General features: G+C 45.1%; 7 protein-coding genes. All 7 read left to right on the plus strand.

What is annotated here, in order from left to right; translation table 11 throughout:
- A partial coding sequence (locus B3Z75_RS03795) for a NosD domain-containing protein (protein ID WP_286845201.1) occupies window positions 1–2044 on the plus strand: 2044 nt, incomplete at its 5' end.
- A 305-nt stretch (window positions 2045–2349) separates the two neighbouring features.
- Window positions 2350–3741 (plus strand): DegT/DnrJ/EryC1/StrS family aminotransferase, encoded by a 1392-nt coding sequence (locus B3Z75_RS03800; protein ID WP_286834475.1) that lies wholly within the window; start codon window positions 2350–2352, stop codon window positions 3739–3741.
- Window positions 3738–5042, plus strand: coding sequence for a hypothetical protein (locus tag B3Z75_RS03805; RefSeq protein ID WP_238867923.1), 1305 nt, complete (start codon window positions 3738–3740; stop codon window positions 5040–5042). Before B3Z75_RS03800 ends, B3Z75_RS03805 begins: the two co-directional genes overlap by 4 nt.
- A gap of 148 nt (window positions 5043–5190) precedes the next feature.
- Window positions 5191–6807 carry a beta-N-acetylhexosaminidase gene (locus B3Z75_RS03810; RefSeq protein WP_286850550.1) on the plus strand — a complete coding sequence of 539 codons (1617 nt, stop codon included), beginning with the start codon at window positions 5191–5193 and terminating at the stop codon, window positions 6805–6807.
- A gap of 4 nt (window positions 6808–6811) precedes the next feature.
- Window positions 6812–7930: an acyltransferase family protein gene (locus B3Z75_RS03815; RefSeq protein ID WP_238867921.1), complete on the plus strand. Its 1119-nt coding sequence runs from the start codon at window positions 6812–6814 to the stop codon at window positions 7928–7930.
- A 13-nt stretch (window positions 7931–7943) separates the two neighbouring features.
- Window positions 7944–9122, plus strand: coding sequence for an alkaline phosphatase family protein (locus tag B3Z75_RS03820; RefSeq protein ID WP_286834471.1), 1179 nt, complete (start codon window positions 7944–7946; stop codon window positions 9120–9122).
- A gap of 6 nt (window positions 9123–9128) precedes the next feature.
- On the plus strand, window positions 9129–9940 hold an 812-nt coding region (locus tag B3Z75_RS03825), incomplete at its 3' end, for a hypothetical protein (protein WP_294067937.1).

The following is a 9940-nucleotide window of genomic DNA, read 5'->3' on the forward strand; positions in this document are numbered from 1 at the left end:
AGGAAACGATGCAAATTCGGGTATGGGTTCATCCAAAGAAAAAGCTTGGCGCACTATTACCTATGCGGCAACAAAAGCGGTAGCAGGTGATACAGTCTGTATAGAAGGAGGAAATTATGAAAATGAAAATGTGGTCATCACCAATGCGGGATCGGACGGCTCTCCTATTGTCTTTATGGGATACAACGGTACGCCGGTCCTCGACGGTGGAGATTATACGAAGAAAGGAATTTATATCTATGGCAAACCATATATAGTTTTAAAGAATATACGCGTAAAGCGTTATCTTTACGGTATTTGGGTTGATAACAGCCATCATGCGGTTTTAGATGGTTGTATAGCCGATTCATGTTGTAATGTCGATTATGTGAATAAGGGATACGATGGTTACGGTATTTTAGTCAAGAAAAGTAATTATTCAACCGTAAAGAATTGTTCGGCAACAGATAATGGAGGTAATAACTTTTTTTTATCCCAAACCGATAACTGTACTCTTCAGAATTGCAAGGCATATTGTAGGCAAACTGCCAATAACCGGTTTATGACAGACTATTTTGTTGTGTTGGCCTGGAGCAGCAACAATACGGTACGGGATTGTTATGTTGAAGATATAAACGGTTCATACAAGGGAAATCATGGTTTTATTGTTAAGGATAATCCCGGAGACAGTGGAGGACAACCATCCAGTACAGGGAACTTATTTGTAAACTGTTCGGCTAAAAAAATGGAAGAGTGTTTTTCATTTGCTCATGGGACCTATAATAATAAGGTGGATAGCTGTTTCGCTGATAATACCGGGAAAAACTCAATGTTTAATTTCTGTGTACAGAATCGGGATGGTGCCTATAGCAATATGATAGTTAACAGCAGATTTAAAGGTAAGACCGGTATTGTTAGTGTGTATGATGGTACAGAGGGAGCAAATCCACAAAATCAATCAGATAATGTCTTTTTGAACTGTATCTTTGAGGGTGATTTACAGAATAACACAATTGGCGTTTTTTTACGAAACTCAAAAAATACTGCATTCAAAAACTGCAACTTCATTAATATTCCCTTCTTATTCCGCTTTAGTTTAAGTAGTTCAGGGTCTGATGGTAATTCGGAAACAGTCTTAAAAAACTGTATTCTTTCAGCGGTTAATAACCAATTTGATGACCGTTCTCTTTCTGCTCCATGGGGTTTTAATAGAACGGAAACGGGCTATGATGATATGGAAGATGTTTCAGTTTCATACACCAATTTCTGGAATGGTTTTGCAAAGCTTTCAGGTACCGGAAATATAGCCGTTGATCCGCTATTTGCGGATGAAACGAATGGTGATTATCACCTGAAATCAAAAGAAGGAAGATGGAATGGAACAGCGTGGGTTACCGATAACGTTACCAGCCCATGTATAAATGCCGGAAACCCTGATGATGAATATTCAAAAGAGCCTTCTCCAAACGGTGATAGAATTAATATTGGAGTTTACGGAAATACTTCTGTGGCTTCAAAAGGTAGTGAAAACGCATCTCCCCCAGTGAATACGGATAAAATAACTTTTGTGACTGAAAAGTCTGTCGGGGAAACAATAAGGATAGCCTTGTATGCGGCAGCGGAAAATCAGGCTGATGTTTGGATTGATCTCAATAATAATGGGATTAAAGATGAAGGTGAAACGCCGGATTTCCCCTATTCTGTTTCCACTGGACTCACGAATTATGTGATTGGCGCACAAACCATCACCGTCTATGGGAATGTGTATCGGTTAGATTGCTATAGTAATAATAGAATTTCAGCTTTGGAGCCAGCAAGTAGTTCTCTTACCCACTTGTTCTGTCATAATAATAGTATTAGAGAGGCGAATATGACTACTTTAATGAACTCATTATTCGACCGGAAAAGTATTTCAGGTGGTACATTAGTCATTGTTGATACCACTTTGCCTTCAGAGCAAAACGTAGCTTTAAAGTCTGACGTGGATGTTGCCGTTGAAAAAAACTGGTCAGTATATGATTACAAGGGGAGTAATGCAAACAAAGTACCTTACGAAGGTGAATGAAAAGTTTAAATATTATTATCATATTCAACACTTCGGTATTTTTAAATAATTCTTATAATTCATTGAATATCAATAGAGTATGGCGCTTTCCGGGATTTAGCATAATTTATTGACTGTCAGTGTTATAAATGAAGATTTAACGAAGCATTAATATTCAAAATATTGAAATATAATTTTAGGAATCTATTTTTAGGGATAAAAGGACATGCCTCCCTTTGTCTAGGTTGAGAAAATTTTTTATTAGCTGGATTTGTTGTGTTATTATGGAAATACATTCTGAATCCAAACCTGAAACAATAATTAAAATGAAATTTAAGAATAAAAACTATTCACGTCGTGAATTTATAAAAACGAATTTAATTGTCGGAACGGGTGCTGTCATGGGAGCGGGAACGACAGGCAGGGTGCTGGCAAGTTGTACGGCGATAAACAAAACCACGCCCGCCGTTTTAGGTGGAAGCCCCCTGATAACCTCCCACGACTGGCCTTCGTGGCCTGTGTGGAAACCGGAAACCGACGAGAAGAGATTGCTGGAGGTGATGCGCGGTGGGGTGTGGTCGAGGGACAAGGTCACGGATGAATTCGAAAAAAAATGGGCGCAACTGCTGGGTTCCAAACGCTGCCTGGCTGTGGTGAACGGAACCAATGCCCTTAATACAGCCCTGGCGCAGCTGGAGATCGGATGGGGAGACGAGGTGCTGGTCACGCCCTACACTTTCATCGCGTCCGTGTCGTGCATCCTGTTCAACGGGGCCATTCCCGTTTTCGTGGACGTCGATCCCGAAACTTTCCAGATGGATCCGGACAAGATCGAGGAAAAGATAACCCCCCGCACCCGTGCAATTCTACCCGTTCATATTCTGGGACTACCCTGCGATATGGACCGGATCATGAAAATAGCACATAAACATAACCTGTTGGTGGTTGAAGATGCTTGCCAGGCATGGTTGGCAGAGATTAACGGAAAAAAGGTCGGCACCTTCGGGAATGCTGGGTGTTTTAGCTTTCAAAACTCCAAAAATATGCCTATGGGCGAAGGGGGAGCCATCGTCAGCGACGACGATGAATTCATGGACCGTTGTTTTTCGTATCACAATTACGGCAATCCTTACGGTTCTACAGCGGGGCAAATCGGTGCCGGTACCGTGATGGTAGGCACGAAACTACGCATTACCGAGTATCAGGCAGCTATCGGATTGGCACAGCTTGAGCGTTTGGAAGAGCAGACAACGGAAAGGAACGAAAATGCCAGGTATCTTCGGTCGCTAATCGCAAAAATTCCGGGAATTGTACCTTATAAGCTATATAAAAATGTAACAAGAGCTGCTTTTCACCTGTTCCCATTTTTGTATAACAGAGAGGATTTCAAGGGATTGCCCCGGAATAAATTTTTGGAGGCGTTGCATGCCGAAGGCGTTCCCTGTTCCGGTGGATATACGGAATTAAACAAAATGCCTTATTTGAAAAATGCCTTTGAAAGCAAATATTTCCGAAAATTATATCCTGCTGAGAGGCTGAATTACGATAAATACGCAGAGGAGAACCGGTGTCCGGTGAACGAGAAACTGTGCAACGAACAGGCAGTCTGGATCCCACAAAATATACTGTTGGGTTCTAAATCGGATATGAAAAATATAGCATCCGCCATCGAAAAGATTTATCATAATGCAGAACAGATAAAGAACAAACAGTCATGAAAAAAAATTCATCAGTGATAGTCTTGATAGTCTTGAACCTGTATCTAATTTTGTGCATGTCATTTTTTCCTGAATCTGTTCAAGAAAAAAATGATATTCAAAATAAACCGACAACAGAAGGATTGCATGCTGCTGTTTTTGATATTGATATCACCCCTCCTATTAGCTACAAAATGCCGTATGGAGTTGTAATAAATACATGGGATTTGGGGCTTCGGGCAAAAGGGATTGTTCTATCCGGCCCGGGAGAACCGGTCGTCTTGGTTTCTTTGGACTGGCTCGGCATAGCGAACGACTGTTACGATGAGTTCAAGCGTTCGCTTGCCCGGGCTGCGGGAACCACACCAGAACGGGTGGCCGTTCACGTTGTCCACCAGCATGATGCCCCTTATCCACGTGATTTCATAAACGACAATTTTGCATTGTCTGTTATACACCGCCTCGAAATGGCAGTTGCAAGTTCATTCGAGAATTTTATTCCCGTTACACACATAGGATTTGGTGAAGCGCAAGTGTACGGAGTGGCTTCCAACCGGCGGATTCTTGGTGTTGAAGGCAAAGTAAAGGCCATGCGTTGGACAGCCTGCAAAGATTCCACATTACGTGCCGAGCCCGAAGGATTGGTTGACGCGAAGCTGTCGGCTGTGAGCTTTTGGAATGAGGATAAACCCGTTGCTGTGTTAAACTTCTACGCCACTCACCCGCAAAGTTATTACGGCACCGGCGTACCCAATCCAGACTACCCCGGGATAGCCCGTTTTTATCGGCAACTTGCTGTACCCGATGCGTTACAAGTTTATTTCACGGGAGCAGGTGGAAACGTGGGAGCAGGTAAATACAACGATGGTTCGCAAGAAAACAGAGGTGTTTTAGCTGAAAGAGTTGCAGACGGGATGAACCGGGCTTGGGAAAATTCCAAACGAAGTCTTGTTGCAACTTCCGATATTAAATGGAGTGTTGAACCGGTTTCTTTACCGCTGGACTCGGTAAAGGCAGGCAAAGACCTTTGGCAGAGAACAAAATCGGGGAAAAAAGTTGACATCCAGTGCCTGGCTCTTGGCAACTCCAGGATTCTTTTTCTCCCGGGAGAATTAACGGTTGAGTATCAGTTAGCCGCAAAAAAAATGCGACCAGATTTGTTTGTTGCTATGGCGGCGTACGGCGACCTGGGGTTTGGATATATTCCCAGTTCCAAAGCTTTTACTCAGGGAGGTTACGAGGTGGAGGTGGCGAAAGTAACCCCTGAAGCGGAAGAAGTGCTTTTAGATGCCATTTCCAAATTGTTGAATGACAAGCATTAATCCATTTCTCTTCCATACATATCGCTGTAGTGTAGCTAAATAAGCGCTTATTGTAAGATTATCTTTAATTTTGACCAAGGATATTAAACTGCCGAATTTAGAAAAAACAATGATACATAACATTTAGCAGATATAAGGAGAAAGTAAAATGATTAATAATAAATATCAAATTTGTTCTGTGGTAAATAATCGTATTATAGCCTTCCTTTTCTTTTTATCCCTTTCATTTGTCATAGGCAATGCTCAGGGAATTATACCTTTTCCCAATCATTATGAACAAAGGGAAGGCGTGTCAATAGTTCCTCAAGTAATCACTGTCTCGGCCGAATCAGGGGAATTCAGCTCCCTGATTCCCGGATTTGTGGAAACGCTGGAAAATTTTTCCTTGCAAGCAAAGAAGACAGGGAAAAAGGGATGGATACAATTAGTCAGAAACGCAGTCTGTCACAATCCCGAAGAATACCGGTTGATAGTTTCCCCCACAGGTATTATTATTGAAGCCGGATGTGCAAACGGTTGTTTTTACGGGTTGCAGTCGGCTTTTCAGTTGATAAACAGTGCCGGGGCAGTAGGCTCCATTCCATGTGCCGTCATTCGTGACAATCCCCGTTATGGCTGGCGCGGTTTGATGCTGGATGAATCCCGCCATTTTATGGGAAAAGCCGAAGTGAAGAAATTACTCGACTTGATGGCGTTGCACAAACTAAATAAATTCCACTGGCACCTTACTGACTCCCAGGGGTGGAGAATCGAAATCAAGCAGTATCCCCTATTGACTTCCGTGGGAGCCATCGGCAACCTCACCGATCCGGATGCCCCGGCTCAATATTACACACAGGCCGAAATAGCCGAAATAGTGCAATATGCGGCAGAGCGGTTTATCGAAGTCATTCCCGAAATAGATATGCCGGGACATGCCACCTCCGCGGTTAAAGCCTATCCCGAGTTCAGCGGCGGCGGTTCAAAGCGGTATCCCCACTTTACTTTTAATCCGGGGAAAGAGGGCACCTATACGTTTCTAACAAATATTCTAAAAGAGATAACCGCTCTTTTTCCTTCAAAATATATCCATATAGGCGGAGATGAGGTGCACTTTGGCAATGAGCAGTGGAATCACTTGACTGAAATCGGAGAGCTGATGAGAACAGAACGACTCAACGACCTGGTGGCAGTGGAACACTACTTCCTGAACAGGATGTCGGACTCCATCCGTACGCTGGGTAAAACCGTTATGGGATGGGATGAAGTGGTCACTGCCGGCTTGCCCGTGTCCAATACGGTGGTGATGTGGTGGCGTCAAGAGAGGCCTGAACAGCTTGAAAAAGCGATAAGTAAAGGTTATGAAATAGTGCTGTGTCCGCGGCTGCCCCTCTATTTGGATTTCGTCCAGCATCCGTTGCATCAATACGGCCGGAAATGGTCGAAAGGCGAGTACGCACCCATGGAAAGGGTCTATCATTTTCCCGGTACGGGTTACACTTCAGGCATATCTGTGGCTACACCATTGGTCAAAGGCCTGCAAGGGAATGTATGGACAGAAAGAATTCATACGTCCGAGCGGTTACAGTTTATGGTATATCCCCGGCTGTCGGCATTGGCGGAAGCCGCATGGACGCAAGATCGGTCAAAAAATTACGAGAACTTCAATTTGCGGATGGACAGGATGATGGAAATTTACAAAAAATCCGGCATCGTTTTCTTCGATTATAAAAACCCCGATTCAAGTCCTGAAGTTGCAGGGCCGGAAATGAGAAAAAAAGATTGAAGAGATGGAATCGAATCAAACAAACCATGTGCCTACCGGCATGGGCAAGGAACAGGAAAGAATCCTTTCCATAGACTTCTTTAGGGGATTGGTGATGTTTATCCTTGTATCGGGGATAGCGACCCTGTTTCACCAAATGACGGAACAGGGGCAGGGAGGTGCGTTTATTGCCTGGCTCGACAAGCACTCCAATCACGGCAACTGGTTCGAGATATATTTCTGGGACCTGATACAGCCTTTTTTTATGTTTATCGTCGGTGTCTCCATGCCTTTCTCTCTTTCCAAAAGGCTTGCACGGGGCGATAGCTGGAAGCGGTCGTTCATCCATGCCCTGAAGCGTTCCTTCTGGCTGCTGCTGCTCGGTTTTATGCTGGGAGCAAAAGACGATACCTATTACCTGACCAATATCCTTCCCCAACTGGCGTTTGTGTATGTGTTTGCCTTTCTGTTGTTGCAAAAGGATGTGAAATGGCAACTGGTGGTTTCCTTTGCGCTGATACTGGTCTCCGACCTGCTTTACCAGCTTTGGTCGATAAAAGGATACAATATGCCCTACACGCCCGACCACAATTTCGGCGCATGGTTAGATTCAGTCACAGTGGGTCATCTGCATCCCGACCATTGGGTCACATTCAATGCGGTGCCTACTTGCGCCCATATCCTCTGGGGCGTCTGCATAGGAAAATTATTAATGACTGATTGGCCCCGAAAGAAAAAACTATGGATCATGCTTTCAACCGGGGTCGCCGGGATCATGGGAGGGTATCTGCTGGGGTTATGTATCCCCATGATAGAGCGTATCAGCACCGGCTCTTTTGTCATTTTCAGCGGCGGTTGGTGCTTGCTGGCGATGGGATTGTCCTATCTCTTTGTGGATATACTCCGCTTCAGAAAGGTAGCCACGTTCTTTGCCATCGTGGGTATGAACCCTATTTTTATTTACCTTTTCAGCAGCCTCGGCGGAAAGAGTCTGCTTACCCGGATGGCCCGTCCGTTCACGTACCGTCTTTTTGGCTGGGGAGGCGATATGGTGATCAACATGGTGACGATTGCGGTGGTGGCGTTTATGGTCTGGGGCATCTGCTATTATATGTATAAACGGAATATTTTCATTAAATTGTAAAATAAATAATGATATGAAAAGAATACATGTAGGTTTGGTATTGTTTCTGCTGTATCTCTTGTCGGTGAATATATCGACTTTATCGGCGAAGGAGCCTGAAAGGGTGATCCTGTTCATGATTGACGGAATGCACTGGCAGGCGCCGGAAAAATTGAATATGCCGGTGCTTAATTCCCTGATAAAGGAAGGGACGTACGTGCGGAAATCGTACATGATCATTCCCCATCACCCCACGGTGGGGGATTACAGTCTGTCGAACAGTTGCTCCTTTCCCAACCCGATGCTGCATGAAGGCACCATCTTCCTGAGCCCGAAGAATAAAATGATCCAGGAGATGATCTCCCCGAAGCAACAGACGGCATTCGTGGTGAACACGACCGCCTATCGTTCCGTGGGAAGGGGTTTCTCCACCTGTATCATGGATAACTCGCTGACGGATGATCAGACGGTACAACAGGCCATCAACCTGCTGGAAAGCCAGGAGATCCGTTTTATGCGCGTTCACCTGCAAAGCCCGGGATCCCTAGGTACGAATATAGCCATGTTCAGTGAAGGGAAGCCTTATGCGAGAGATGTTTTCGGAGAGGGTTCTCCTTATGTCGAAGCCATTGAGAATGCCGACAGACTGCTGGGAGAGTTGATCGATTACCTGAAAACGGCAGGAAAATGGGAGAGTACCGTTTTAATAGTAACCTCCGATCACGGACAGAGTAAGGTGGGATGGCATCCCATGCTCGACGAGGATAGCTGGGTGACGCCGTTGGTCTTTGGCGGAACCGGAATCGCCCGGGGACGTGAACTCCCTTACTTTGAGCATACCGACCTTGCGCCGACAATTGCCCGGCTGTTGGGCGTGGAAGCCCCGAACACCGGCGGCGGGGCGGGAAAAGCCGTGGAAGAGATCATGGCAAAAACGGACGCATCATCCTATCATCCAGCCCGATATATCAAAACCATCAATCAGCAAATCCGGCAATACAATATTCTGTATGCCCAATTGGTTTTGGTTGCCGAGAAGAATAACTATGTGGCCAATATTATCTCCTCCCTCTCCAATGAATACCTGACGCCCGAGCCGTTTTACCATCAGGACAGGATAACGGAGTGGCACAGGGCGGGTTCAACGGAACACCTGATAGAGGCCAACGAGGACGTATTGCATAAAATGAAAGAAACATTGCTGATCAAATAAAAATTTATGGTACAAAATTTATTGAACAAAAATCGGTTGCGGCTCGGTATGGCTTTTCTTTGGATGATTTCCATTTGCTGCCTTCACACCACAACCGTACATGCACAGGACACGGAAAAGATGGCGAAGCAAAACGCTTTTGAGCAGATTTTCGGCGATGCCGTCAGACTGGATCCTGCTATGGTTGAAAAAGTAAAAAATGATACCCCGGGTAAGCGCCACTATGTGGACAGGGACGGTGACGGCAAGCCGGAGGAGGTGTGGTTTATCGATATCGAACCGCGCCATACGGAAGCAAAAAAACCGATACTGGTCAAAGTGATTGACGAGAATGGTAATCTGGAGATGGGCAAGGAGCCCGAAAAGTATGGAGATCTCTGGATCGCCGACTGGCATGCCGACGGATTGGTCGATGCCGTGATCAGCTATCGCGATTTCGACGGAGACGGGGATCTCGACGTGATGGAATGGTTCACTTACGGTAAGAAAGGCTGGCGGGTTCCTTTTGATGGATTGCGGGTGCTTGTCTCAACCGACGATGGGGACGATAACCTGTTGGATTACGATATGGATTATGTCTATTATCAGATTCCTTGCCAGAACCACTCACATTTTGGAGGAAATGAAAGTTTTGTCGCTTATTACCTGAATCCTGAACAAGACAAATGGATCCCTCATTTTGAGAACCCGTTCCTTTTTTACGATTTCGATAACGACGGCATCAGTGAAGAGGTAATTCGCGTAGAAGGAAAAGAAGAGTTGGTGAAGTCACTCCGGTGGAGCTTTAATGTGAACCCGATAGCGGGAAAGCAAAGAGA

This window comes from Proteiniphilum sp. UBA1028 (assembly GCF_002316955.1).
In the GTDB taxonomy this organism is placed as follows: domain Bacteria; phylum Bacteroidota; class Bacteroidia; order Bacteroidales; family Dysgonomonadaceae; genus Proteiniphilum.